9 protein-coding genes and 6 pseudogenes are annotated in these 25,568 nt (G+C 70.5%); 3 read left to right on the top strand and 12 right to left on the bottom strand.

The window, feature by feature from the left end; genetic code table 11:
* Positions 1 to 25: 25 nt before the first annotated feature.
* A complete protein-coding gene (locus AC0OLQ_RS25020; RefSeq protein ID WP_484528309.1) occupies positions 26 to 3,733 on the bottom strand; it encodes an RICIN domain-containing protein in 3,708 nt (1,235 codons plus the stop codon).
* Between the two features lie 185 nt (positions 3,734 to 3,918).
* Here AC0OLQ_RS25020 and AC0OLQ_RS25015 point away from each other — a divergent pair, with 185 nt between their 5' ends.
* Entirely contained in the window at positions 3,919 to 10,281 is a 6,363-nt protein-coding gene (locus tag AC0OLQ_RS25015) for an RHS repeat domain-containing protein (protein WP_484528308.1), read from the top strand.
* Between the two features lie 55 nt (positions 10,282 to 10,336).
* On the opposite strand, the gene AC0OLQ_RS25010 is transcribed toward AC0OLQ_RS25015, so the two are convergent.
* Together AC0OLQ_RS25010 and AC0OLQ_RS25005 are read right to left on the bottom strand one after the other, a co-directional pair.
* Complete coding sequence (locus tag AC0OLQ_RS25010) at positions 10,337 to 12,181, bottom strand: AfsR/SARP family transcriptional regulator (RefSeq protein WP_484528307.1); 1,845 nt, start codon at positions 12,179 to 12,181, stop codon at positions 10,337 to 10,339.
* Between the two features lie 12 nt (positions 12,182 to 12,193).
* Positions 12,194 to 13,183 carry a hypothetical protein gene (locus AC0OLQ_RS25005; RefSeq protein ID WP_484528306.1) on the bottom strand — a complete coding sequence of 330 codons (990 nt, stop codon included), beginning with the start codon at positions 13,181 to 13,183 and terminating at the stop codon, positions 12,194 to 12,196.
* A 159-nt stretch (positions 13,184 to 13,342) separates the two neighbouring features.
* On the opposite strand from AC0OLQ_RS25005, the gene AC0OLQ_RS25000 reads away from it, so the two are divergent.
* Positions 13,343 to 16,351 (top strand): AfsR/SARP family transcriptional regulator, encoded by a 3,009-nt coding sequence (locus AC0OLQ_RS25000; protein ID WP_484528305.1) that lies wholly within the window; start codon positions 13,343 to 13,345, stop codon positions 16,349 to 16,351.
* Between the two features lie 47 nt (positions 16,352 to 16,398).
* On the opposite strand, the pseudogene AC0OLQ_RS24995 reads toward AC0OLQ_RS25000, so the two are convergent.
* Positions 16,399 to 16,974, bottom strand: a pseudogene (locus AC0OLQ_RS24995) (IS5 family transposase); the annotation flags it as partial.
* Between the two features lie 433 nt (positions 16,975 to 17,407).
* Between AC0OLQ_RS24995 and AC0OLQ_RS24990 the strand changes: the two are divergent.
* Positions 17,408 to 18,013 (top strand): SHOCT domain-containing protein, encoded by a 606-nt coding sequence (locus AC0OLQ_RS24990; protein ID WP_484528304.1) that lies wholly within the window; start codon positions 17,408 to 17,410, stop codon positions 18,011 to 18,013.
* Positions 18,014 to 18,511: 498 nt separating this feature from the next.
* Here AC0OLQ_RS24990 and AC0OLQ_RS24985 read toward each other — a convergent pair.
* The 8 genes and pseudogenes from AC0OLQ_RS24985 to AC0OLQ_RS24950 all read right to left on the bottom strand — a co-directional run.
* A pseudogene (locus AC0OLQ_RS24985) lies at positions 18,512 to 19,746 on the bottom strand (IS3 family transposase).
* 1,019 nt (positions 19,747 to 20,765) lie between these two features.
* Positions 20,766 to 21,643 (bottom strand): IS5 family transposase gene (locus tag AC0OLQ_RS24980; RefSeq protein WP_484532421.1). Its coding sequence is split into 2 segments (ribosomal slippage): positions 20,766 to 21,275 and positions 21,278 to 21,643, totalling 876 coding nucleotides; the frame shifts between segments, so codons are not numbered across the junction.
* Positions 21,644 to 21,782: 139 nt separating this feature from the next.
* A pseudogene (locus AC0OLQ_RS24975) lies at positions 21,783 to 21,924 on the bottom strand (ISL3 family transposase); the annotation flags it as partial.
* 65 nt (positions 21,925 to 21,989) lie between these two features.
* A pseudogene (locus AC0OLQ_RS24970) lies at positions 21,990 to 22,367 on the bottom strand (DDE-type integrase/transposase/recombinase).
* Positions 22,368 to 22,499: 132 nt separating this feature from the next.
* Positions 22,500 to 22,626 (bottom strand): annotated as a pseudogene (locus AC0OLQ_RS24965) (IS6 family transposase); the annotation flags it as partial.
* Between the two features lie 165 nt (positions 22,627 to 22,791).
* Entirely contained in the window at positions 22,792 to 24,000 is a 1,209-nt protein-coding gene (locus AC0OLQ_RS24960; RefSeq protein WP_484528303.1) for an alpha/beta hydrolase, read from the bottom strand.
* 642 nt (positions 24,001 to 24,642) lie between these two features.
* Entirely contained in the window at positions 24,643 to 24,819 is a 177-nt protein-coding gene (locus AC0OLQ_RS24955; protein ID WP_484528302.1) for a hypothetical protein, read from the bottom strand.
* Between the two features lie 19 nt (positions 24,820 to 24,838).
* Positions 24,839 to 25,431: pseudogene (locus AC0OLQ_RS24950) on the bottom strand (IS630 family transposase); the annotation flags it as partial.
* Positions 25,432 to 25,568: the final 137 nt, after the last annotated feature.

Genomic DNA, 25,568 nt, shown 5'->3' with positions numbered 1-25,568 from the left:
TACCTCGGCCGAGCGGATCCACCCGTCAGGGATCCACCCGGAGGAAGAACTGCTGGTTGGTGGGGGGCGTGGCGGCGCAGCTGGTCTGGACGACGGCGGCGTTGTTGGCCGTGCTCGCGCCGCTGACGGTCAGGCACTTGTCGCTGTGCACGTTGCGGATGGTGACCACGGTGTCCAGGTCGCGGCCCGAGACGTAGTCCAGCCGGAACTGTTGGTTCGGTTGCGGCAGCCCGTCGCTGTCGCAGGTCCACTGGACGGCCGCCGCGTTGTCGAGCAGGCTCCAGCTCTTGTCGTCGACGCACTTGCCGGCGTCGGTGCCGAGACGGAAGTACGGCGAGGCGCCCACCCGCGTGACGCGGAACTGTTCCCAGGTTGCCGTGGCGACGCAGTCGTACTGGTCGAGGGCCGTCCCGTTGGCCGTGCTGCCGCCCGGCACGTCGACGCATTTACCACTGTGCACCGGCTGCAGGCGGTACTTGCGGCCACCGTCGACGTACACCCCGGGCTGGGCGTTGCTGACGTACCCCTCCCACCGCGTCTGCTTGTCGGCGAAGGCGGTACCGCTCGAAGCGAAAGTGTACATCCGCCGCACGCCGCCGCCGAGGTCGTACAGGGTCCCGACGTCGGCGCGGCCGTCACCGGTGTAGTCACCCACGGCCAGGGTGGCGCGGCTGGCGTCGAACGCTCCGGTCCCGCTGCTCCACCACGCCGCGCTGGACCAGGTGCCGCCCCGGTTGCCGATGGTGAACAGCCGGGCCGTGGCGGCGCCGTCGTCGTAGAGCGCGACGATCTCGTCGCCGGCGGTGCCGTCGACGTCGCCGGTCGCGAACCGGGCGCGGCCGGCGGCGAAGGCGCCGGCGCCGCTGTCCCAGACCTGGGCCGGGGCGCCGAAGGTGCCCTGGGCGGAGGTGTACAGCTGGACCTTGGTGCGGCTACCGCCGGCGTCGTAGACATCGGCGAGGTCGGCGTTGCCGTCGCCGTTGAAGTCGCCGGCCACCAGGTTGGCCTGGGCGAAGGCCAGATTGCCGGCGCCGCTGTCCCAGGCCAGGACCGGGTTCCCGAAGGAACCCTGCGCGGACAGCTGCACCCACAGCCTGCCCTGGTTGCCGGCCAGGCCCTGCAGCAGCGCGAGGTCGGCGTAGCCGTCGCCGTTGAAGTCGCCGGCCACCACCTTCAGGTGGCTGACGTGGAAGCCGGTGCCCGACCACGTCGGCTGGCTGGCGGCGGTGAACCGGGTGCCGTCGGACAGCAGCAGGAACAGCCGGAGATAGCCGTCGGGGTCCTCGCGGAAGACTGCCACGTCGGCCCGGCCATCGCCGTTGAAGTCCCCGTTGGCGCTCCTGATCCGGTCGAGCGGGAAGCCACCGTTGGTGTCGGTGTCCCAGCCGATGTATCCGGTGGACAGGCTGCCCTGCGGGCTGGTCAGCACGCTCCACACGGTGGTCCGGCCGTACCCCTGGTCGATCACCGCGGTGAGGTCGGCGTGCCGGTCGCCGTTGGTGTCGCCGGGCACCGGGGGCGTGCTGACCGTCCGGCCGTGCGCGACCAGGCTCCAGCCGGCGGTCAGGCCGCTGGAGTTGCCGGCGCGGTCGATGGCCCGCGCGTACAGGGTGCGTCGGACGTCCGAGGTGTCGCCGGCGATCGAGGGCCAGAGCGTAACCGGCACCGTCGCCGTGCCGTCGGCGCCGGCGGCCACCCACATGGTGGTGCTCTCCGGGCTGAAGCCGTACTGGAAGCCCGTGACGTCGGCGTCGGCCGCGCCCTTGGTGAACGTCACCGTGCCGGTCTCCCCGACGGAGCGGACGGCGGTCCCCGCCGGATAGTCGGTCGAGGCGATCGTGGGCGTGCCCGGCCGGGCGGTGTCCACGGTGAAGTAGCAACGGGCCGAGTACGGCCCGGCCAGGCCACCGTCCGTAGTGCGGGCCCGGTAGCTGAACACCGTGTTCGGCTGGCCGCCGGGCAGCGCCCCGGGCGGGACCGCCGGCCACGGCACGGCGGTCCCGGAGGCGACCGTGCCAGAGTTGATCGTGGTCACGACCGTCTCACCGGACAGGATGTCCAGGTCGTTGGAGACGTTGTCGCCGTTGGGGTCGTAACCGACACCGGTGAGGGCCGGGGTGGTGGTGTTCAGCGGCGTTGGGGCGGTGGCGGTGCCGCACGGGGTCGGCGGCACCGTGCTCACGCCGGTGGGAGCCAGCGGCGCGGTGTTGTACTCCACGTCGAGCCGGGCGGTCGCCTGGTCGAACCGCTTCCAGTAGTTGTCGTCGCTCTCGTGCGCGCTCGGGATCCGCAGTCCGAAGCCGACGGCTTCCTGCGGGGCGGCCGCGTCCACCGCCTGCTGCACCACCGACTTGACGCTGCCGTTGCCGAGGCCGAACTCCATCAGCAGGGGCGGCTGGCCGCAGGCGGTCTTGTTGGCCTTGCCGCTCTGGGTGTCCAGCGCCTTGCCGTCCAGCCAGTTGACCCCGCTGTTGTTCCAGGTAACCGCCGTGGCCGGGTCGATGGTCTTGGTGTGCCAGAGCTCCACGCTGGTCGCCGAGCAACTGCCGGTGTGCGTCATCGTGATGGAGAACCACGCCCGGGAGATCGTGGCCCGGGCCAGCGGCGCGACGTTCATCTGGAAGAAGCTGCGCCACGGCCCGTCGCTGCTGCCGTACACCGGGCCGACCCGGACGTCCTTGCGGTAGAAGTCGTCGGTCCAGTAGGACGTGCTCGGGCTGGCCTTGTCGACCAGCGTCCAGCGGTACTGGGCGGCACTGTAGGACGGGTCTAGGTACAGCGGATAGTGGACGTCCGGGTCGGACAGCGCCGCCGGGTCGGGTAGCACCGCCAATTCGCCGCGGTCCATCTCGGTTCGCATCGCCCAGCGCCGCGGCTCCCGCGCCGGCACGCCCGGTGCCGCGCCATCGTCGGGTGCGGCACCCGCATCCGGCGCGGCGGACCGGCGGGACGCGGTGGCGCCGTTGTCCGGCGCGGTGGCCGGACCGCCGGGGGTCCCGGCGGCGGGGGGCGTGTCCCACATCATCGGCGTGCCGGAGGTGAACACCGCCCGTCCCTGCGGGTCCACCGCGCTGCTCCCACCGTCCGGATCGGCCCGCAGGGTCAGCCCGCGGGTGGCGGTGGCGAACCGGATCCGGCGCAGCGCCGGATTGCGGGCGGCCGTGGCGTCGTGCACCACCAGCACCTCGGAGAAGCCGACCGGATCCACCGCGACGCGCAGGTCCACCCCGGGCAGCACCGCCGGATAGGTGGCGGTGTCGCCCTCGAGGATCGGCGCCGGCAGGGCGGTCGGCCAGGACAGCGACAGCTGGCCGTCGTCCCAAGAGGCGGTCACCAGTGGACCGGAGCCGCCGCCGGACAGCCGCAGGTCGGTAGAGGTGGCGCCAGGGGACACCGAGCCGTCCGCGTTGCGGGCCAGTCGGGTGTCGACCGGCACCCAGAGGCCGTCGCGGCGGGTCCGCACGGGCAGCACGTACTGCTCCATGGTCCGGGTGCCCGACGGATTGGCGAACACCTGCGTGGTCTCGGTACGTTCGCCGGTGATCTCGACGCGTCGGCCGGTCCGCCGGGCCAGGGCGACCGCGCCGGCCGCGTCCGCGGCCTCGGCGGTCGGGCTCGCGGCCGAGGCGGCCGTTCGCGCGCCCGATGGTGGCGGAGCCGTCGGCGTCGAGAGGGCTGGAGCCGTTCCGACCAGGAGCGTCGTCAACAGCACCGCCGCCGTGGATGATGCCACTCTTCGCCACCTCATTCGCCTGCGATCCGGGGTTGGACGGGCAGCATCCTACGGTCGGCGCGGCGCCTTCCGGGTCGGCCGACCGCCTGGGGTGTGCCGGTCGTGTGCGGATCGTGTGCGCGCCGATTGCGATGCTGCCGTCGACCGAGTCTGGCCGTTGCTGTGCGCGCGGGGAGGTGTCTCTGATGGTGCTTGTGCCCTATCTACGTCGGCCCGGATGGTTCCGGGTGTTGGCGTTCGTGTTGGGGTTCGTTCTCGTCGACTCGCTGGTGGTCGTCCTGCCGGCCACCGCGGCGCCGGGGGTGCACCGGCCGGCGCCGGCACACGACAAGTCCGTGCCGGGTGTGCCTGCGGCCACCCGCCCGGTGGCGCCGGATCCGGTCGAGCAGAAGGCGGTCCACCAGGCCCCGTCCGCGACGGTGTGGCCCGGCGCCGGCAGCGCCACGGTGGACGTACCCCGCTCGGCGGCGGAGACGGGCGCGGCGGCGGGCGCCGCGCCGCGGTCGGCGGCGCCGGCCCGGGCGAAGGCCGGCTCGCTGCCGGTGTCGGTGGGCCCCGCGGCGGCGGGTGGCACGGCGGCCGCGGCCGGCCAGGCGTCCTCGGTCGAGGACGCCGCGGTCGCGCCGGCCCGGGTCCGGGTGGACCTGTTGGGACGGCGGGGCGACGGGCTCCTGCTGCGGGTCAACCGGGCCGACGGCGGGAACCGGGCCGGACGGGTGTCGCTGGAGGTCGACTACTCGGCGTTCCGGGACACCTTCGGCGGCGACTGGGCGACCCGGCTGCGGCTGGTGTCGCTGCCCGAGTGCGCGGCCAGCACCCCGGACCGGCCGGACTGCCGCGGCGTCCCGGTGCCGACCGCCAACAACGGTTCGGGCCGGCTGACCGGGGACGTGTCGGTGGGTGTGTCGGGCACCAGCGCCGGGTCGGCCGCCGGGTCGGGGTTGTTCGCGGTGCTGGCGTCCTCCTCCGGCGGTGCCGGCGACTTCGGCGCCTCCTCCATGTCGCCGTCCACGACCTGGCAGGCCGGCGGTCCGTCCGGCGACTTCACCTGGAACTACCCGATGGCCATCCCGCCGGCACTCGGCGGACCGACCCCGGAACTGGCCCTCACCTACAACTCCGGCAACGTTGACGGGCGCACCTCGGGAACGAACAACCAGCCGTCCTGGGTCGGCGAGGGGATGGACCTTTCCCCCGGCGGGTACGTGGAGCGCCGGTACACCCCGTGCGCCTCGGACATGAAAACCGTCAACGGCCAGAAGCCGAACAACACCACCAAGACCGGCGACCTGTGCTGGGGCAACGACAACCTGTACTTCTCGCTCAACGGCGCCGGCGGGGAGCTGGTCCGGGACGACGCCACCGGGACGTGGCATCCGCGGGTGGACGACGGGTCTAAGGTGGAGCAGCTGTACGACGCGAGTCTCGGAAACGGGGCCCGAAACGGCGAGTACTGGCGGATCACCAACCGGCAGGGCGTGCAGTACTACTTCGGGCTCAACAAGCTGCCGGGTTGGACGTCGCCGAACCTGCAGACCCAGTCTGTCTGGACGGTTCCGGTCTTCGGCAACCACCCCGGCGAACCGTGTCACGGGTCCACCTTCGACGCCTCGTCCTGCCCGCAGGGCTGGCGGTGGAACCTCGACTACGTGGTCGACCCGCACAAGAACACGATGAGCTTCTTCTACCAGCAGGAGAAGAACAACTACGCCCGGAACCTCACCGCCAGCAAGGTGTCCAGCTACGTCCGCGGCGGCTGGCTGGAGCACATCGAGTACGGGCAGCGCGACCGGGAGGTCTACACCACGCCGTACGTCGGCCGGGTGCTGTTCCAGGCGGCCGACCGGTGCATCCCCGGCACCACCTGCGACACGGCGCACCCGGGCAACTGGCCGGACGTGCCCTGGGACCAGTCCTGCACCTCGTCGACGAGCTGCAAGGACAAGTACTCGCCGACGTTCTGGACGCAGAAGCGGCTGTCCTGGCTGAAGACCCAGGTGTGGGGCGGTAGCGGGCCGCGGGACGTGAACCAGTGGAACTTCACCCCGCAGTATCCCGACCCGGGTGACGGGACGAAGCCCCGGCTGTGGTTGAACTCCGTGCAGCAGACCGGTCTGGTGAACGGTTCGGCGACCCTGCCGCCGGTGACCTTCGAGGGCCAACAGCTGCCCAACCGGGTGGACGGGACCGACCACATCCCCGCGATGAACTGGTGGCGGATGAAGGCGATCCGCGGCGAGAGCGGCGACGAGATCCGGGTGACCTACTCGCCGCAGGAGTGCAACTACCTGACCAAGCTGCCGGCGCCGGACACCAACGGCTTGCGCTGCTACCCGCTGCGCTGGACACCGGATGGGCTGAGCGAGCAGACCGACTGGTTCAACAAGTACGTGGTCACCCAGGTCACCGAGTCCGACCGGACGACCGGCTTCGAGCCGGAGGTCTCGGACGTGGAGTACGTGGGACCCGCGGCGTGGCGGCACGACGAGGAGGACGGCCTGGTCCCGGAGGACCGCAAGACGTGGAGCCAGTGGCGCGGCTACGCCCAGGTGCGGGTGCGCAAGGGCCGCGCCGACCAGCCCCGGTCGATGACCGAGATGCGGTACTTCCGGGGTATGGACGGGGACGCCACCGCCACCGCCGGGGTGGCCAAGCATGTGCAGGTGGTGGACTCGACGAACACCCCCTGGCCGGACACCGACCAGCTCGCCGGCATGCCACGGGAGACGACCACCTACACCGGCAACGACGGCACCATCCTCTCGCGCACCATCACCGACCCGTGGCTGTCGACGGCGACGGCGACCCGGGTCCGGTCGTGGGGCACCACCAGCGCCTACCAGGTGCAGCAGCAGAAGATCACCCAGGGCGAGACGGAGAACGGTCAGTGGCGGCAGACCGCGACCGTGCACACCTACGACCCGGACGGCACCCTGTTGCGGGAGTACGACCAGGGGGACCTCGCCGACGCCAAGGACGACACCTGCACCACGTACACGTACGCCCGCAACACCTCGGCGTGGATCCTGGACGCGCCGGCCGAGCGGCGGACCACGGTGGGGGACTGCGCCCGGCAGCCCACCGGCGCGCCGGATGTGATCTCCGACGAGCGGCTCTACTACGACGGCAGCGACACCCTGGGCGCGGCGCCGGTTCTCGGCGACGTCACCCGTCGGGACCAGTTCAAGGGCTGGTCGAACGGGGCGCCGACGTTCCTGACCGCCCTCCGCTCCCGGTATGACGGGTACGGCCGGCTCATCGAGGCCCGGGACGTGTACGACCGGCCACAGACGTTCACGTACACCCCGGCCAGCGGCCCGACCACCAGGACGACCACGCTCAACCAGCTCGGTCAGCAGGCCACCACCGACGTCGACCCGGCGTGGGGGACCGCGACCGAGACCACCACGGTCAGCGGCGCCCGGACCGACGTCGAGTACGACCCGCTGGGCCGGGTGGTCAAGACCTGGGCACCCGGCCGGGACCACGGCCAGAGTCCGACGAACAAGTACCAGTACCTGCTCCGCAGCGACGGACCGAACGTGCTCACGACCTCCACCCTGGAGGCCGACGGCGGGTACCGCACCGAGTACCAGTTGCTCGACGGCAAGCTCCGGGTGCGGCAGACCCAGGACCCGTCGCCGGCCGGCGGTCGGGTGGTCACCGACATCGTGTACGACTCGCAGGGCCGCAAGGTGAAGGAGAACGGGCCGTACCACAACGACGCGCCGCCCGGCACCGACCTGCTGCTGCCGCAGGAGGACCTGCTGCCGGCGCAGACCACGACCCTCTACGACGACGCCGGCCGGGTCACCAACGAGATCTTCTCGTCGCTCGGCCTGGAGAAGTGGCGTACCACCTACGTCCACCATCTCGACCGGCAGGACACGATTCCGCCCAAGGGCGACACCCCGACGACGCGCTTCGTGGACGCCCAGGGTCGCCTGGCCGAGCTGCGCCAGTACAAGGGTGACACCGCGTCCGGGCCGTACGACTCGACCAGCTACGCCTACACCCCGCGCGGGGAGCTGTCCACGGTCACCGACCCGGCCGGCAACACCTGGCGGTTCTCCTACGACGCCCGCGGGAACAGGTCCCGCGTCGAGGACCCCGACCAGGGCACCACGACCTCCACCTTCGGGGACAGCGACGAGCTGCTGACCACGACCGACGCCCGCGGCACGATGCTGGCGTTCGAGTACGACGCCCTCGGCCGCAAGACCGTCGAGCACCAGGACTCGGTGACCGGACCGAAGCTCGCCGAGTGGACGTACGACAAGCTGCCGGACGGCACGGCGGTGCCCGGTCTGCCGGCCACCACGACCCGGTACGTCAACGGCGAGCGGTACACGACGGCGGTCACCAAGTACGACACCGTCGGCCGGCCCACCGAGCAGACCGTCACGATCCCCGACAAGGAGGGGAAGTTGGCGGGCACCTACACGTTCGGCAGGTCGTACGCGATCGACGGCGAGGTGGCCACCAGCAAGCTGCCGGCGCTGGGCGGGCTACCGGAGGAAACCCTGACGTTCGGCGTCAACTCCCTGGGCATGGCGACGACGTTGACCGGTGCCACCAGCTACGTGACCGGCACCGGCTACACCGAGTACGGGGAGCAGAACCAGCTCACCCTCTCGGCCGGCGGCAAGAAGGTCTACCGGGACTTCAGTTACGAGACCGGCAGCCGGCGGCTGACCGAGGCGACCACCCGGCGCGAGAACGGCGCCGCGCTGGTCTCCGACGTCAGCTACCGGTACGACGACGCGGGCAACCTCCGGCGGATCAGCGACGCCCCCGACCCGGCCACCGGCTCCGGCACCGACACGCAGTGCTTCGACTACGACTACCTGCGCCGGCTCACCCAGGCGTGGACGCCCGGCAACGGCGACTGCGGCACCGCGCCCACGGCCGCCGCGCTGGGCGGCGCCGCCCCCTATTGGCACGCCTGGACCTTCGACGCGACCGGCAACCGCAAGACGGAAACCCGGACCAGCCCGGGCGGGTCCACCACCACCAGCACCTACTCCTACAACGCGGCCGGCGGCGCCCAGCCGCACGCCCTGCGCGGTGTCACCACCACCGGCCCCGGCGGCACCACCAGCAACGGCTACGACTACGACCCGGCGGGCGACCTGACGACCCGCACCCGGGCCGGTGTCGGGCAGACGTTCGAGTGGGACGCCGAGGGGCACGTCAGCACGGTCACCGAGAACGGGAAGACCACCAGCTATCTCTACGACGCCGACGGCAACCGGCTGATCAGCCATGACCCGGACGGCGCGGCCACCCTCTACCTCGGCGACAGCGAGCTGCACGTCGACTCCGGCGGTGGCCGGGTGGGCACCCGCTACTACCAGCACAACGGGCAGACCATCGCCATGCGCAACGGCCTCGACGGCCGGCTGACCTGGCTGGTCTCCGACCAGCACGGGACCGCCGAGATCGCCGTCGCCGAGGACACCCAGGCGATCCAGCGGCAACGCCACGACCCGTACGGCAACACGCGCGGCACCCAGACGGCGCCGGTGGCCGGGGACCGCGGCTTCGTCGGTGGCGTCACCGACGCCACCACCGGGCTGACCCACCTGGGTGCCCGCGACTACGACGCGACGACCGGCCGGTTCATCTCGGTGGACCCGGAGATCGACTATGAGGATCCGCAGCAGATGAACGGGTTCGCGTACGCGAACAACAGCCCGGTCACCTTCACCGACCCGGACGGCACCGCCTACGTCACCCGCACGGTGACCACCTGGAAGACCGTTTATCACACCGTGATCCGCAAGGTCGTGGAGGCCATCCAGGTCCTGGTCACGGTGATCGTCTTCTGGTTCCTGATGATGATCTCAGCGCCCTGGCACGTCTACAGCTACTACGTGACCAAGCTGATCGTCCGGTACATCAAGGAGGTGGTGAAGCGGATCGTCAAGATAACCAGGCTGATCCGGGTGTTCGTCCGCACCCATGACTCCAAAACCGCCAAGCACCTGCGAAGTCTCGCCGGCCAACTGGACCGGCTCAACCAGATCGGGCTGAGTCTCGCCCGGTCCGCCGCCTCGGTGATGATGATGGCCAAGGCCATCGCCGACCAGCAGCAGAAGCAGCAGGATCGGGACAAGGGCAAGCCCTGGTACAAGCGACTCTCCGACAAGATCCATTCGGTGGTCCAGAACAAGTGGTTCCAGTGGGCTGCCGTGGCGGCCGGCGTCGTCGGGCTGTTCGCCTGCCCGGTCTGCGGGCTCATCGGCTTCGTCGGCGTGGCGATGTCGACGGCGAGCACGGCCGATTCCTGTAGCCACCGGCAGTGGAGCAGTTGCGGCATCGGGGTTGCCTCGATGGGCCTCGGTATGGGCGGTGAGGCGACGGAGGTGTCGGGTGCCAGGATGGTGCTCCGCGGGCGGATGACCCTCGACGAGACCCGGTGGCTGGTGAACCCGATCCGGCGGCTGGGCGGCTACGGACGGACCTACGTCGGCAGGGGGATCGAACGGGTGGGACGGTTCACCCAGTACGGTGCCGCCGGCTTGGACGCCTACGGGGCTATGTGAGCGCCGGCATCGCCGGATCCCACGGCTCAGCCGTGTGGTCCGGCGACGCCGGGTGTCACCGATCGAGGGCGTAGGCGCGCAGCAGGGCGTGCATGGCGTACCGCTCGGGCCGGCACTCGGTCACCAGCCGCGCCTCCGCCAGGTCGGCCAGCCAGCGGCGCACCACCGGCGTCGGAGCGCCGGCGAGTCCGACGGCGTCGGCCACCGAGATCTCCGGGTCCGGATGCGTCCCGAGCAGCCGGAACAACCCGCGGGCGGCCGGATCCAGGGCCCGGTACGACCAGGAGAGCACGGTCCGGACATCCAGGACCGGGTCACCGTCGCGGAACGCCTCGAGGCCCCCGTCGCCCCGCCGGAGTTCCGCGGCGACCGCGCCGAGCGGACGATCGGGGCGGGTGGCGGCCCGGGCGGCCACGAGGGCCAGCGCCAGCGGCAGCCGCGCACACCGGCTGATGATCTCGTCGACCGCCGCGGGCTCGCCGGCCACCCGCCGGGCGCCGAGCCGGCCGACCAGCAGGTCCCGCGCCTCGCCCACCGGGAGCAGATCCAGCTCCATCGGGTACGCGCCGGCCGTGGCGATCAGCCCGGACAGCCACCCCCGACCGGTGGCCACGGCCAGGCACCCCGGGCTGCCGGGCAGCAGCGGCCGCACCTGCCCGGCGTCCCGGGCGTTGTCCAGCACGATCAGCATCCGCCGCCCGGCGACCAGGCTGCGATACAGGGCCGCCCGCGCGTCCAGGCCCACCGGGATCCGCTCCGGCGGCACGCCGAGCGCGTCGAGGAAACCGCGGAGCGACTCGGCCGGGTCGACCGGGGGCTCGGTCGGATCGAAGCCGCGCAGGTTCGCGTACAACTGCCCGTCCGGGAACCGGTGCACCACCCGGTGCGCCCAGTGCATCGCCAGGGCGGTCTTGCCGACCCCGGCCGTACCGGTGATCAGCGCGACGGTCACCGTCGCCGGCCGGTCGGCGGCCGGGTCCCCGGTCAGCGCGTCGAGGGTCGCCACCTGCTCGCCGCGACCGGCGAAGGTGGCCAGGTCGGCGGGGAGCTGACGAGGGCGCGGCGCGGCCCCAGCAACCGCCGGGGCGGGCCGCTGCGGCAGGTCGAGGGCCCGGTCGGCGGCCAGGATTCGCTGCTGCAGCCGTTGCAGCGGCCGACCCGGCCGGATGCCCAGCTCCTGGTCCAGCAACCGGTACACGTCCCGGTAGGCGGCCAGCGCGGCAGCCTGCCGGCCGCTGCGGTAGTACGCCAGCATCAGCAGCACCCAGAGCTGCTCCCGCAGGGGATGCTGGGGCACGATCCGGGCCAGCTCGGTCGCCACCTCCTCGGCCCGGCCGGCGGCCAGTGCCACCTCCGCCCACTGCTCGACGACGTCCAGCCGGCGTTCCTCGAGGCGGGCCCCCTCCACCCCGAGCTGGGGTCCGCCATGCACACCGGCGAGCGGATCGCCGCGCCACAGGTCCAACGCCCGGCGCAGCCGGTCCAGCGCAACCGCGCGATCGGCGCGGTCGACCGCCTGTCGCCCCTCCGCCACCAGCTCGGTGAACCGGGTGAGGTCAAGCTCGTCCGACCGAACCCGCAGCCGATACCCGCCGGGCCCACTGATCAACCGGGACTCGCCCTCGCCCGGCGCGCCGAACTGGCCGCGCAGCCGGGCCACGTACGTCCGGATGTTGGACTCGGCCGCGCGCGGCGGCTGCGTCCACAGCGCCCGGGCCAGGTTCTCGCCGCTGACCGCCTGGTTGGCGTTCAGCAGCAACGTGGCCAACAGGGCTGGCAGCCGGGCGCCGCCCAGTTGCAGCGTCCGGCCGGCGCTCACCGCCTCCAACGGACCCAGCAGTCGGAATTCCATGCGCGCGGCCGGGAAGGTCACCGCCGGCGCCGCGGTCGCCAGTGTCACAGGGCCATGCCGTCAGACGTCGCTGATCCGGAACAAGCCGATGTCGTCGGCGCTGGTGCCCTGGGCCGGCACGCTCTGGTTGATGGACGCCTCCACGCCGACCCAACCGTGCAGCACCCCGTCGCTGTCGATGATCTCCATCATCGGCACGACGTGCGAGTTGCCGGTATAGCAGTACTCGCCCCGGGCGTCGGCGTTGGCGGTCCGCCAGTACCAGAGGGTGTCCCGCCGATCGGTACTGGTGGTGTTCGCCCGGGACAGGTAGTACTGGTTCTTGGTGGTGGTGCCGCCGAGACAGCGGCCGCTCGAGCAGGGGTTCCAGTCCCGGTTCCAGAACGGATCACCGCCGCCGTCGGTGACGTAGGGCGTACCACTGCTGTCGGTCTGCCAGATGTCGTAGTAGTGCAGCATCGCGCTCCAGTCCGCCGCCGCGATCTGTGCGATGCCGGCCTGGGTGCCGAGCGACGCGTTGCTGCCGTACCCCCACCCGTTGGTGGCACCGAACGAGTTGCCCACGTAGGCCAGCCTCGCCAACTTGCCGGGGATGGGCTCGCTGACGGTCCACTCCTCCCAACCCGTGGTCCCGTCCCAGGTGACGCGCAACAGCGGACCGTCCACCGTGTACGTCCCGTGCAATGTGTTCGGCGCTGCCGTGCTCTGGAAACCGTTGCCCGTCTTCACCACGCAGTTGCGCGCCGCGCAGTTCGCCGCGGTCACCCCCGTCGAACTCCGGGTCACCCGATCCCGCTGGCTCCAATGCCAGTGCGACTCGACGACCTCGTTGGTGTCGGTGAAGGTGTACGTCGCCAGCCGTACCCAGTTCGTCCGTACGCTCGCCCGCACCTCGCCGATCGACACCACGAACTGGTGCATGCCGGCCGGTGCGTTGCTCGCCGCGGGGTCCGCCGCCGACGCGGCAGCGGCCGCACCCGGTAGACCGGACCCCAGCAATGCCAGGGCCGCTCCGGCCACCAGCGCGATCCGGAAGGGCCGCACACCCATCGACTTCTCCTAACACGAGGATTGCTATCGTTGGCGAGTGGCGATGATCGATCACATCCGCCGGCATCGACTCGGGACCGGTAGCGGGATCCATCCTCCGGGCCACCCCTGCACGAAACCTGAACGGTCCCTGGGCGACGGCACGTAGGGCCCCAGGTCGTGGAGTTCAGGCTGCTCGGGCCGTTCGAGATCAGCCACGATGGGCGGCCACTCACGGTCGGCACACCGCAGATGCGGGCGCTGCTCGCGGTGCTGCTGCTGCGCGGGGGCAGGGCGACGGTCGACCAGCTCATCGCGGAGCTGTGGCCGCACGGCACGGCCACGGACGCCCGGGCGATGGTGCACAGCTACGTGTCCCGCTTGCGACGGGTGCTGACCCCGTCCGGCGCCGCAGCCGTCGATCAGGTCCGGCTGCTGACCCGCCCGTCCGGCTACGAGCTTGTGGTCCGTCCCGGTGAACTGGACCTGCACCGGTTCGACGACATGGTGGCGCAGGCGCGCACCGCCCGGCAGGCCGGGCAGCTCACCGCGTGCGCGACGCTGCTACGCCAGGCCCTCGGGCTGTGGCGGGGAGCGGCCCTGGCCGACCTGCCCGACACGCCCACCCTGGTCGCGGAGGCCGCCCGGCTGACCGAGTGCCGGTTGACCGGGTACGAGGAGCTGTTCGACGCGGACCTGGCCGCCGGTCACGGCGGCGACCTGGTTCCGGAACTTGCCACGCTGTGCGCCGAGCACCCGCTCCGGGAACGGTTCACCGGCCAGCTGATCCTGGCCCTCTACCGGGGCGGACGTCAGTCCGAGGCGCTGGCCGCCTACCAGCGGCTGCGGGCCGGGCTGTCCGACGCGTTGGGCATCGACCCGAGTCCCGAGCTGCAGGCCCTGCACGCGGCGGTGCTGCGGCAGGACCCGGGACTGGGCGGCCCACCCGCCGCCGGCGCCGGTCCCGACGGCGGTCCCGGTCCCGGCGGCCGGCCGGTCCCGGGCGCCGTCGGCAGGCCCGCGCAGCTGCCGCCCGCCGTGCACGGCTTCACCGGTCGGTACGACTCGCTCGCGGAGCTGGACGCCCTGCTGGAAACGGCGGACGGGCCGGCTGTCGTCACCATCGCCGCGATCACCGGCACCGGCGGGGTCGGCAAGACGGCGCTCGCCCTGCACTGGTCGCACCGGGTGCTCGACCGGTTTCCGGACGGACAGCTGTACGTCAACCTCCGTGGCTACGACCCCGGCGAGCCGCTGCCGGCGGCCAGCGCGCTGGAGGGGTTCCTGCGGGCGCTGGGCACCGAACCGTCGAAGGTCCCGGCCAGGCTCGACGAGCGGGCCGCCGCGTACCGGTCGGCGGTGTCCGGCCGGCGCATGCTGGTGGTGCTGGACAACGCGCGCACCGCCGAGCAGGTCCGCCCGCTGGTGCCCGGGACGTCCGGCTGCCTGGTCCTGGTGACCAGCCGCAACGACCTCGCCGGCCTGGTCGCCCGCGACGGCGCGCACCGGCTGGCCCTGCCTCGGCTGCCCGGCGCCGAGGCGGCCGAACTGCTGCGCCAGATCCTCCGCCCGGCCCGAACCGACCACGCCGCCACGGCGATCGCCGAGCTGGTACGGCTCTGCGCCGGCCTGCCCCTGGCGCTGCGCGTGGTGGCCGAGCGCGCCGCGCGCCGCCCCGACGTCCCCCTGGCCGACCTGATCGCGGAGTTGTCCGAACGCACGGAGCGGCTCAATCTGCTGTCCCCGGCGGACGACCCGCACGCAGCGGTCCGCACGGTACTGTCCTGGTCCCACGATGCCCTGCCGCCCGCGGCCGCCCGGCTGCTGCGGCTGCTCGGGCTGCACCCGGGCCACGACCTCGACCGGTACGCCGCCGCCCAGCTCGCCGCGGTTGGCCTGGCCGAAGCCGGACGCCTGCTCGACGCGCTGCTCGGCGGCTTCCTCATCGAACCGATCGGCACCGGCCGGTACCAGATGCACGATCTGCTGCGCGCGTATGCCGCCGAGCGGGCGGAGACCGAGGAGAGCGACAGCGACCGCCGGGCCGCCCTGACCCGGGTGTTCGAGCACTACCTGCGCACCGCCGCGGCGGCGATGGACCTGGTCGCGCCGCACGAACGGTACCGCCGGCCGACGATCGCGGCGCCCACCGACCCGGTGGTCCCGTTGACCACGGCGGCCGAGGCGCTGGCGTGGCTGGACGCCGAGCGGCGCAACCTGGTAGCCGTCGCCGGTTACGCCGCCGACGACGGATGGCCCACCTACGCCACCCGGTTGTCCACCGTCCTGTGGCGGTACCTCAACATGGGGGCGCACTACACGGACGCGGAGGCGCTGCACGGCCATGCGCTGCGCGCCGCGGAAGAGGCCGGCGACCCGGCCGCCTACGCCGACGCGCTCATCGACCTCGCCGTCGGGTACGAGCGGCAGGGGCGCTACGACGAGGCGATCGACCATCTCGACCGGGCCCTGGCGACCGCCGGTGCGGCCGGCCACCACTTCGGCGAATTCCGTGCCCTGAACAGCCTGGGCATCGTGCACGGCCAGCTCGGGCACGGCGAGCGGTCCCTCGAGCTGCACCACCGCGCGCTCGCGCTGGCCCGCGATCGCCACGACCGGGCCGGTGAGGCGGCATTACTGGGCAACCTGGGGGTGACCTACGAGGGGCTCGGTCGCTACGACGAGGCGCGCCGGCACGGCGAACAGGCGCTCGAGTTGGCGCGCGAGGTCGGCCACCGCAACATGGAGGCCGCGGCCCTGATCAACCTCGGCGCGGTGCTGCAGGCCCTGGGCGACCACCGGCTGGCCGTCGACCGGTACCGGGAGAGCCGCACCCTGGCCAGGGAGATCGGAAACCGCGGCATCGAGACCGCCTCGCTGATCGGCATCGGTACGGCCTGTCGCCTCGCCGGTCAGCCCGCGGCGGCCCTCGAGCAGTACGGCCGGGCGTTGGTCCTGGCCGGCGAGATCGGTGAGCGGCACAAGGAGGCCGAGGCCCTCGCCGGCATCGGGCATGTGCTGCATGGCTCGGCATCCACCGCCGGGCAGGCCCGGGAGCACTGGCGGCGGGCCCTGGCCATCTTCACCGATCTGGGCGCCGCCGCCGAGGCCGCGCAGCTGGAAGCCTGCCTGGCCGATGCCGGCCCGACCGGCCCGCCAACCGAGGTGGCGCACCGGTCGGCCCACTGACGGGTCAGGGCCGCCGCGACCGAGGGTGGACCGGCGCCGGTCACGGCGATCCCTCGGCGCGCCAGGTGCTGCCGGTTGGCGCGGGAACTGTAGGCCTTGTCTGCCAGGACCCGATCTGGTCGTGTGCGGGGCCGGCCACCGCCGGCCCTGGGGACCCGGATGCCAGCCAGCACGGGGACGAATTGCCGGCTGTCGCCGCGGTGTCCGGCGGTGAGCACCGTCGACAACGGCTTACGGCCCTGTTCACAGGCCAGATGAAGCTTGGTGGTCAACCCACCTCGTGACCGTCCCAGGGCATGATCGTCGGGTTCGTCATCGACACCGCCGGGCGACTCGACCTGCAACTGGCCACGGTTGCGGGCGCCGGCGGCGTGCTGGTGAGCCCGGGCGCTGGTGGAATCGACGCTGACGTCCCACGTGATCATCCCCGCCGCGTCGGCCCGGGTCTGCAACCCGGTGACCACCTCCCGCCACACTCCCGCCCGCTGCCACCTGCGGAACAGCCCATAGACGGTCTGCCAGGGCCCATACAGCGCCGGCACGTCCCGCCACGGCGAGCCGACCCGGGTGCGCCAACGGATCCCGTCGATCAACTGCCGTCTGCTCCACTTCGGCGGACGTCCTGACCCACGCGGGCCGCCGGCGCCGCCAGCCCGGCCCGCCTCGCCGAGCTGCGCGCCGGCCTCGACGACCTCGCCGACAAGGTCGGCCGGCCCGCCCTGCGCGCGTTCCTGGTCGCCGCGCGCGACCGCTCCGACCGTCGGGACAATCAGCGCGACTGGCAGCGCATGCTTGACCTCCTCGACGGCCGCCCGATTGCGGATGCCAGGGGTATCGACTGCCTCGCAAGCAAGCTGCGCCGCTCCGCCGTGCACATCACGCAGCAGCCGACCGCCGCCGCCGCCTGACACAACCACCCGGCAACCGTGCGACCAGGTAGACGCCTACGTAGCCGGCCTACCTATCGCTGACCAGCGGGCATGCCGCAGGGTAGGCACGGTCGATTTCATCCGCACGACGATTGCGTGGGCCAAAGTGTTGATCTACGGTTCGCACGTGACGAACCAGGGACGCGTGGTAGGTGGCCGCCTGACGGGCGCCAGCGTTGACTCAGGCCAGGGCGGACTCGTCATCCCGCACCCGTACAACCCCTTTAAGCGGTACAAGCTCAACGCCGAGACCGTGCTCGAGTGGGAGGAACTTCCGGGCAAGGAAGGTGTCGTCGGCGCCATGGGCCGGGCTGCCGCGACGGCTGCTCTGCCCGGGAGGATCGGCAAGGCTGTCGGCGCCAGCCTCGGGGCTGCCATGAAGCCCCCGCGGATAGTCCGCGTGGACTGGGCCGACGGCGATCAGTCCGTCCTCGAGTTGCCGGAGAAGCTGTTCACGGTCTTCTCCGTATTGCTCCAGGGCCGGCAGGTCGTCACCGAAGCCTCCGCGCAGGCCAAGTCTTCGGAGCTTCAGGCGCAGCCCGGCGTGACCGACAAGATCTTGGACCTCGCCTCCTCGGTGATCCAGCGAGGCATGCCGGCGACGCCGGCCGTGGCCGCGGCTCAGCCGGATGTCGTTGGGCAGATTGAAAAGCTCGCCTCGCTCCACGACGCCGGCATCCTCACGGATGAGGAGTTCGCGGCGAAGAAGGCTGAGCTGCTCGGGCGCCTCTGACACTCGAGCAAGCCAGTCTTCGCTCCGATCGCCGAACGCGGACGGACCGCTCAAGATGGCGATCCGCCGTAGCAGTACTAACGGCCCTCCCCGGCTGCGCCGGGCGTCGGCTCCGCCGCCGGGCGGGCGTGTCCCACGCATGACCCGCCCGGCCGGTCGCTGACCGCCCGCCCCGGTATGCCGACACGCCCCCCGGCCCGCTGTTCGCCGCCCCCCGCCACTGTCCGCCCCACCCCCACCCCGGCCGCTGGCGCTCGTGCTCATGCTCGTGCGCTCGTGCACCTGGGCGACGCTGACCGGCCCGGCCCGCTGTCAACGCCCCACCCGGTGCGCGCGATCGTGCGCTCGTGCACGACAGCAGCACAGCAGCACACAGCACAGCGACACAGCACAGCCACGCGCACGCGCTGGTTACGACTCAGACGTTGAGCGCAAGCGCGCGTGCAACTCAGCGAACGATGCTCAGACTGTCAAGCCCCGGGTTTGATGGAGAGTTGGTTAGCTGGTTTTCAGGGGTGCGGTGACCGGCTGGGTCATCGCGTGTAGTGCCTCGTGTTCGGCGGGCGGGATGTGCCCGAGCTCGCCGTGCAGCCTGCGGTTGTTGTACCAGTCGATGTACTCGACGGTGGCCATCTCCAGGTCGTCGAGCCCGCGCCACGGGCCGGTGTTGCGGACGAGTTCGGCCTTGTAGAGGGAGTTGAACGCCTCGGCCATCGCGTTGTCGTACGAGTCGCCCTTGGACCCGACCGAGGCGACGGCGCCGGCCTCGGCGAGCCGCTGGGTGTAGCGAATCGCTCGATACTGGACTCCCCGGTCCGAGTGGTGGACCAGTTTACGCAGGTCAGCACCCTGACTCTCGCGGCGCCAGATCGCCATCTTCAGCGCGTCGAGAGCCAGGTCGGTGTAGAGGCTGGTGGCGACCTGCCAGCCGACGATCATGCGGGAGTGCACGTCGAGAATGAACGCGGCGTACACCCAGCCCACACTCGTGCGCACGTAGGTCAGGTCGGCGACCCACAGCTGGTTCGGATGTTCCGCGGTGAAGTCCCGTTTGACCAGGTCACCGGGGCGGCCGGTCTCGGCTGCGGGCCGGGTCGTGCGCGGCGACTTGTCGCGCAGCAGCCCGCGCAGCCCGGACTCACGCATCAGCCGCTCCACGGTGCACCGGGCCACCGGCACGCCCTGGCGGCGCAGCTCGTGCCACACCTTGCGAGCGCCGTAGACACCGTAGTTCTCCGCATGGATCCGCTCGATCATCGCGGTCAGCTCCTCATCGCGCCGCGACCGGGCCGAGGCCGGGCGGGTCTTGGCGGCGTAGTAGGTCGACGGTGCGATCTGTGCCGGCGTGTCTTCGAGCGCCTGCAGGACCGGCTGGACACCGTGTTCGACCCGCTGGGAGTCGACGAAGTCGACCTTCATCGCGACGGACGGTCCAACTCCGCCGCGAAGAAAGACGCCGCGGACTTCAAAATCTGATTCGCCCGCCGCAGCTCACGATTCTCCCGTTCCAACACGGCGAGGCGTTCCGCGTCGCTGCTGGTGATGCCCGACCGCTCACCGGCGTAGGTCTCGGCCTTCTTCACCCACGTCCGCAACGCCTCCGGATGAACCCCGAGCTGACCGGCGATCCGCCGGATCGCTCCGACCGCGGACGCCGGGTCCCGGCGAGCCTCGACGGCCAACCGTGTCGCACGCTCACGCAGCTCATCGTTGTACTTCTTGGGTGCGGGCATCGCTGGTGTTCCTCCCAGGTTTCGATGTCTCCATCAAACCCGGTGCGGGACAGACCTCAGCAGCAGAGAGCAGCACAGCAGCGATCATCGATTGAGTCAACAGTCGCGAGCAACGAATGCAACGCAAGCACGACGAACGCGCGCCGATCGATGGGCAAGATCATCGATGTGCACGGCTGGGGGTGGACCCTCTCGACGCTGGCAGCTTCCCCGGTCGGTATGGCAGAAGCCGCCGCGTACGGGACTGGAGTTTTAAAGATCATCTCTGAAGGAGGGCAACATGCGCCGCCGCCGCATCATTCCGCCCGGAGCGACCGACCCTGGCCCGTACACGGGTGGCCTGCCCGCGATCATCTGTTCCCGGTGCCACACGCGCCGCGTGTGGTCCGACTACCGGCAGAGCGAGACGTCCGGCCGCCGTCCGGTGTGCGCATGGTGCGACCGTGCCGCAGACGTTGCCCGCGACGCTGCAAGGCTGGCCCGGCCGCTTGGCCCGGGCTGCGACCGGTGACCGCCTCGGCCGACCAGGAGTGCCTCGGTCGCTGACGCAGGCTTCCGCCGGCCGCGTTCGGCCGCGAGAAGCGCACGGTGGAAGGCTGGCACCGCTTGTGTAGTCGGTAACAGCGGCCGCATTCCTCGACCTCACGCGCTCCAACACCGCCAACATGCGGGCCAGCTCTGGTGAGACCTGTCCGCTCCCGGTGGACTGAGCGGCCGTAGCAGCTTCGGTAGCAGCGGCCGCCCTCCTCGCCTGCTCGCGCCTCAACGCCAACACCATGAGGAGCCGCGCGACCTGTCCGCTCCCGGTGGACCGAGCGGCCGTCTTGCCGCTAGCTTTGGCGGCGGCGAGTCGATTCGCCTCCCTGATCGCACGGTTCTCCCGGTTGACCCGGCTCCAATTCATCTCTGTCACTATTGGCCTTCCCTACTGCGGTCAGGTCATCCGGCATGGCACGGTATTTCATACCGGCTTCGCGGCGCCAACAAAAGGCCCGCCCTAGGGCCTGTGTCGAAGTCGGTCACAGCCACTCGTTGATCGCGGCGATGTGCACGGTGGCTTCGTAGCGCACGGCGAGCTTGTCGAAGCGGGTCGCCACGGCGCGGTTGCGCTTGAGTCGGTTGATGCCGCATTCGACGGCGTGACGCTGCTTGTACCGCTCGGGGTCGAAGGCCGGTGGCCGGCCACCCTTGGATCCCTTCTTGCGCCGGTTGGCGTCCTGGTCGGCCTTCGACGGGATGGTGGCCTTGATTCCGCGGCGGCGCAGGTAGCGGCGGTTGGCCTTGGACGTGTACGCCTTGTCGGCCAAGACCCGATCCGGGCGGGTGCGCGGTCGACCGGCGCTCAGGCGGGGCACCCGGATGCCGTCGAGCACCGCGACGAACTGGGGACTGTCCCCGCGCTGCCCGGCGGTCAGCACGATCGACAACGGCTTCTGCCCCTGCTCGCACGCCAGGTGCAACTTCGTCGTCAGCCCACCCCGCGACCGCCCGAGCGCATGATCGCCGGGCTCGACCGCCACGCCGCCCGGCGGCTCGACCTGCAGATCCCCCTTTTACGCGCCCCGGCGGCGTGCTGATGCGCCCGAGCGACCGACGAGTCCACCGACACGTCCCACGTCACCCACCCGGCCTCGTCGGCCACTGCCTGCAACGCGGTCAGGATCTTCGCCCAGGTCCCGTCGCGCTGCCAACGCCGGAAGACCGCGTACGCCGCCGACCAGGACCCGTAGCACTCCGGTATGTCCCGCCACGGCGCACCCACCCGGATCCGCCACCTGATCCCATCAATGAGCTGTCGTTTCGTCCATGTCGGCGGCCGACCCGGCCTGCGTCCCACGGGCAGCAACGGCTCCAGCGCCGCCCACTGCGCGTCAGTCAGGTCGTGCCGCCTCGTCACCGCTACAGTGGCCACGAGGTCTCCGTGCTGATGGTCTTCTTCGTCGATGAACCATCTACCGGAGACCTCGCTACTTATCGATCACCGCCACGCCGAAACCTCCTCGCCCCTGCACCCGCCACCGACTTCGACACAGGCCCTAGCGGGGGTCGAGGTGTCCTCGGGCTCGTCGGGTTGTGGCGCAGCGGGTTCGGAGCCGTTGGTTGACGCGGGCCGCGGCAGCCGTAGGCGTCGCGGGCGGCGGTCTTGACCACCCGGTTGGTGCCTTCGGAGCCGGCGTGGTGATACCGGGGTGCCGTTGCATTGACCGATCGGGAGACGCGTTACGCCCGGATCGGGTCCGCGGTCAGATCACCCGGGCGAGTTGAATGAACGCCGAAGCGACTCGAAGCTTGGGCTGACTGTCGAGCCCGAGTTCGTGGTGTCCGCGGCCGAGATTCTGCATGAACGCGTGTCCGGCGATGATCACCTCTCCGGTTGGGTCGGTCCGGAGCCCGAGCGTGGGTCGTAGCCGGTGCTTGAGCTGGCTGTGGTCGGCCTCGATCGGATTGTTCGCGTGTGTCGCTCGACTTGGTGCCAAGCCGGGGGATCAGGTCGTCGAACACGGCGGGATAGACCGGAGCGGCGTTGGTGACCACCTCGCTGGCGTCACCTTCAGCATCCCCAGTGCGCGCTGGAAGAACCGCCGGGCCGCAGCGGCATGACGGCGACTTGAGACGAGCACGTCGATGACTTGTCCGTGCTGGTCGATCGCGCGGTAGACGTAGCGCAAACCCCGTTGACCTTGAAGTAGGTCTCGTCGACGAACCACCGGTCACCCGGGAAGTGGCGAGCGACGGGCGGCGTCGGCCAGCAGCGGGGTCAACCGTTGCAGCCACCGGAACACGGTGACGTGGTCGACCTCCACACCGCGCTCAGCTAGGAGTTCCTCCACATTTCGGTAGGAGAGGTTGTAGCGCGGGAAGGACCGCGGCGACGATCAGCTCCGCGGGGAACCGGAACCCGGTGAACGCCGACTTCGGCGGCGACCAGGGACGACGAGGGCTCGATAGCTTCACCCGTCAAGCCTGCCTCGACCCCTGGACACGAGCAACGCAACAGACCCGTTTGAAAAGGCTCAATGATGCGCTGGCCGCGAACTTTCACCGTCAATTCGCCGGAACGAGGCCGAAGAGCTTGCTCACCTCGTAGCTACCGGTGCTCACTGGCGAACTGGAGCCAGAGGAATGGACGCTATGCGGCGGCAGCCGGACCTTTTGCTGTTTAATCCATTCGGATGAGAAATTGTGCAGAATCCCGTGTGACGTCTCCCAGGGCATGAAGTGTCCGGTTTGTGGGATCGCGATCATCAGCTTTCTCTCGCCCTGGATCTCGTCGAATAGCCACTTGGGACTAAATGGTGGACCGGCCGCGGGGGCCAAGTCCGGCTTACCGGGCTCGGGCAGTTTCCGGCCAGGTAGCTCCTTAAACACCTGCAGATCGCAGAGTCCGTACACGATGCACACAGGCACCTGCTTGCCGAGAACGACTCTGTCGTTCACAACCTTGGACTTGCTCCAACCCCACCACAGCGGATTGCGGATCCGGTTCACGCCCCTACCCCAGCTCTGCCCGGTCGCATCTTCGCTCAAGATGCTGGCCCACAATTGTGCGGCTATGAAGCCTTCCCGCTCCGCGCCCTTGAGCTGTTCGGCGTTCCAACTATCCAAAAAGCTTTCTGTCGCAAATGGATCCCCCAGGGCGGTGTCCTTGTCTTGGATGAACATGGGGAACTGAAGTCTTTCCGGCACAGGCTGTGACAGGTCGTTCATGAATGGTGGCGGGTCATTGTAGCCAAAGGGCGGAAAGATCGGTGCGAGCAGGAACAGGCTGTGCACCAGATCTCGGTGTTGCATTGCGAACGGCCCGAGGACGAATGAGGCGGCCGAGTAGCCAACTAGGTGGACCTTTGGCACACCGGTAGTTCCCGTGATGAAATGGATGACCGACTCCACAGCCAACATGTCACTATTCTGATCGTGGGACCAAACCGGGGACGGATACGGACCGGTGTCAGGTGTCGCCAACGGGAACGGCGCGAGGCGTTTCTGGTCGCGCTTGTACGCGTTACGCGGCTCGTTGAAGCGGGCGTGCCGACTGGAACGGCCCATCCCTGGCAAGTCCATCATGAAGACCCGGATACCTTGCTCCGCCAGCTGCCCGGCCCAGTTGTAGTGCCATAAGGGATTTGGACTGGTTTGTCCACCACCAGTCACGGTGCGGAAGCCACCATAGGCGAACACCTGGCGAGACGGCACGCTCCTTCCGTGCAGCATGAGGACAACCGGGCCCTCGGCGTCAGTGAACCACTCCTCCACGCATATCTCGTTCCGGAAAGAGAGCGGCCCCGAAACAGGTTCGCGGACGATGTGGTTTGCGCGCGAGACTTTCATCGGTAGTCAAGACCCAATCGGTCGTATACCACTCGGCCGCGGGCGCGGGCAGGCGCACCGGCATCGCGGCATTTTGAACGCCGCAGAGATTTTGTCGTGATGAACGCGCCGGCACCGGCAGATCGGGCGGCGGGTCACTCGGACGGGTGATGAAACCTGGTGAGTGTCTCCGAGTTGCGGAAACGTCGATAACGCGTGGTGGCTGGTACCCGCATAGCTCCCGATCATGACACCGGGGCCGCGGGCGCAGCAGACAGCCGTAATACCGCTTCGTGTGCCTTCTCGGGGCCGTCACGCGACTCCTCATCACCTCTGTGCCGAGCGCGCCGGCACGGTCGACCGCCGCTGGCCGACCGACAAGCGCGGCCGTCGCTGGCGAGCCAACGCCATAGCCTCAGGCAGTCGCGACGTTCCCATGCCGAACCCGGCTGCGAGGCGGGCGTAGGTGTCACCGTTGCATAAGCGTATGGCTGGCCTGTAGCCCATGGTCGATCATTCGCTCGCGGGTAGGGAGTCATGGCCGAGGCGAACAGCGCGACGGCGAAGAACCAGTAGGTGCCCCAGTCCTCACCGGCGGGCGGTCCCGGGTGGCTGGTGCCACAGCTGCCCGGTGTCGGGGGAGAGGCGGAAGAACGCGACCACGAACATGACCAGGGCCATCCCGGTGAACCCGAACAGGTTCTCCAGCAGGGAGAACTTCGCCCGCCACAACGCGACCCACAGCACCACCGCGACGACCGGCACCCACAGCAGGTAGTCGACGCGCGAACCAGCGTTTGACGAGGTTGAGCCAGGACGCCGAGGTCGGTGTGAAGTGCAGGTGGAAGCGGGGATGCGCGGCCAGCCACCGCTGCACAGCCGGGGTCTTGTGGGTGGCGTAGTTGTCCAGGACCAGGTGCAGATCCAACGCTGCGGGCGTGTTGGCGTCGACGACCTTCGGGAACTTGAGGAACTCCTGATGGCGGTGCTTGCGGTGGACCTGCCCGATGACGGTGCCGGTGGCGACGTCGAACGCGGCGAACAGGCTGGCTACGCCGTGGCGGATGTAGTCGTGGGTCTGCCGGGCGGGGACCGTAGGCAGCATCGGCAGCATCCGCCGGGTCCGCCGCGAAGTGGGTCAACGGCCTGCGGGACCGAGTGCCTGCATCTGCGACATCTCGTCCACGCACAACACCATCGCCTTGACCGGCGGATCGAGATACAGGCCCACCACGTCGCGGACCTTCTCCACGAACAACGGGTCAGCCGGATGCTTCCACGTGTCCATCAGATGCGGCTGAGGCCGAACGCCCGCCAGATCCGCGACACCGCGGTCTGCGACAGCCCGGCGGCCTTGGCCATCGACCGCGTCGACCAGCGGAGCCGGCTGGTTCGCAGCTAATGAGGATCGCCGGCCCGCAGCGCCGCAGCGGCGAGCTGCTCGATGTCGCTGAGTTCCTTGGCGTCTTGTTCAGGTATGTCGCCCCGTCCGCGGCGAACCGCTCACGGTGCCC

The sequence above is a fragment of the Micromonospora sp. Utrum1 genome, assembly GCF_057197805.1.
This window is presented reverse-complemented; position numbering and strand designations above follow the sequence as displayed.

Excerpts from the sequence above, each read along its gene's own strand:
- AC0OLQ_RS25005 (WP_484528306.1), bottom strand. The coding sequence starts at position 13,183 with ATGGGTGTGCGGCCCTTCCGGATCGCGCTGGTGGCCGGAGCGGCCCTG.
- AC0OLQ_RS25015 (WP_484528308.1), top strand. The coding sequence starts at position 3,919 with ATGGTGCTTGTGCCCTATCTACGTCGGCCCGGATGGTTCCGGGTGTTG.